At 70.8% G+C, this 1,386-nt stretch carries 1 protein-coding gene; it reads right to left on the reverse strand.

The window, feature by feature from the left end:
- The coding region (locus E4U92_RS35575; RefSeq protein WP_137304585.1) for an amino acid adenylation domain-containing protein at positions 1-1,338 on the reverse strand (1,338 nt) is incomplete at its 3' end.
- Positions 1,339-1,386 lie beyond the last annotated feature (48 nt).

Genomic DNA, 1,386 nt, shown 5'->3' on the forward strand with positions numbered 1-1,386 from the left:
GTCGAGGTCGGTTCCGGGTGGGGTGGTGAGGTAGGCGGCGAGGCAGGGTTCGCCGGTGGGGCCGGTGGTGGGGGTGAGGGCGGCTTGGGTGATGTCGGGGTGTTGGAGGAGGGTGTGTTCGATGTCGGTGGGTTCGATGCGGAAGCCGCGGATCTTGATCTGGGTGTCGGTGCGGCCGTCGTAGGTGAGGTGTCCGTGGGTGGTCCAGTGGGCGAGGTCGCCGGTGCGGTAGAGGCGGGTGCCGGGTGGGCCGTAGGGGTTGGGGACGAAGCGGGTCGCGGTGAGGGCGGGTTGGTTGTGGTAGCCGTGGGCGAGGCCGGTGCCGGCGAGGTAGAGCTCGCCGGTGACGCCGGGCGGGACGGGGCGCAGGGCGGTGTCCAGGACGTAGGCCTGCTTGTTCACGATCGGACGCCCGATCGGCAGGGAACTGCCCGCGGCCTCCTCGGGGCTCGTCACCTCGTGCACCGTCGTGAAGCCCATGGACTCGGCCGGACCGTAGCCGTTGACCACCCGCAGCCCCGGGTAGCGCCGCAGGATGCGCGCCACGTGCGCCGGCGACGCCGGTTCCCCGCCGGTGAAGGCGGTGTGGAGGTGCTGGAAGGTGGTGGGGTGGTGGTCGACGAGGTAGTTGAAGAGGGTGGAGCTGGTTTGGAGGGTGGTGATGGGGTGGGTGTGGGTGAGGTGGTCGATGGTGTCGGGTTCGGGGCGTTGGCCGGGGTGCAGGACGGTGGTGGCGCCGTGGAGGAGGGCTCCCCAGAATTCGAGGCTGAAGGCGTCCCAGCTGGTGGGGGAGCACTGGAGGGTGGTGTGGGTGGGGCCGAGGGGGGTGTAGGTCTGGTGGTGGAGGGTGCCGGTGATGGCGTGGTGGGGGGTGAGGATGGCTTTGGGTCGGCCGGTGGAGCCGCTGGTGAACATCAGGCAGGCGGCGTCGTGGCCGGTGGTGGTGGTGTTGGGTGGGGTGGTGGGCTGGTGGGTGAGGTCGAGGGTGTCGAGGGTGTGGGTGGTGAGGTGGTGGGGGAGTCGGTGGTGGTGCTGGGTGGTGGTGATGACGGTGGTGATGTGGGCGTCGGTCGTGGTGGTGGTGAGGCGTTCGTCGGGGAAGTCGGGGTCGAGGACGGCGTAGGCGGCGCCGGCTTTGAGGGTGGCGAGGAGGGCGGTGGCGAGGTGGGTGCCGCGTTCGAGGAGGACGCCGATGATGTCGCCGCGGTGGGTGCCGGTGGCTGTGAGGTGGTGGGCGAGTCGGTTGGCGTGGGTGTCGAGGTGGTGGTAGGTGAGGTGGTGGTCGCCGTGGATGATCGCGGTGGCGTCGGGGGTGCGGGCTGCCTGGGCGGCGAACACGGCGGGTACGGAACGGTGTTCGGGCGGGGCGGCGGTGTCGTTCCACCG

This window comes from Streptomyces galbus, assembly GCF_005280195.1.
Lineage (GTDB): Bacteria > Actinomycetota > Actinomycetes > Streptomycetales > Streptomycetaceae > Streptomyces > Streptomyces galbus.